Genomic DNA, 442 nt, shown 5'->3' on the forward strand with positions numbered 1-442 from the left:
AGGTACTGATGACGATATCGGTACGTGGAACATGCACGATCGCGCAGAAGATCAATAACTCGAGCATGATGCAACCGCGATTGATAAAGCGGCCGGCAGCAACCCTGCTGATTGGCTCACAGGCCGCCAGCAGTGATGGTGCGGCGAATAGAAGTAGCAATCGCGTGCAGGGCTTCACCCTAATCGAGGTGATGCTCACTATTTTAATTATTGGCCTTGGGGCTATGATCGTGGTGCTTAATTTACCAAGTACAGCGCGGTTTGATGAAGATACGAGTAGCAATGCCGAGCGTTTTATACAACAAATGCATCACGCCCGTGAACAAGCATTGTTGCGTAATTATGTGTATGGCATTGAATTTGATGAAGCGGAAAGCACGTATCGATTTTATCGTTGGTATGAGAATAAGTGGCAATTGCAAACGGAGCCTCCGTTGCGCCC

At 48.4% G+C, this 442-nt stretch carries 1 protein-coding gene; it reads left to right on the forward strand.

The features are described 5' to 3' along the window. Positions 1-65 precede the first annotated feature (65 nt). Positions 66-442 (forward strand): Tfp pilus assembly protein FimT/FimU (locus tag VT06_RS17365; RefSeq protein ID WP_161795056.1); only part of this gene is annotated, 377 nt, incomplete at its 3' end.

Source organism: Arsukibacterium sp. MJ3 (assembly GCF_000987765.1).
Taxonomy (GTDB): Bacteria; Pseudomonadota; Gammaproteobacteria; order Enterobacterales; family Alteromonadaceae; genus Alishewanella.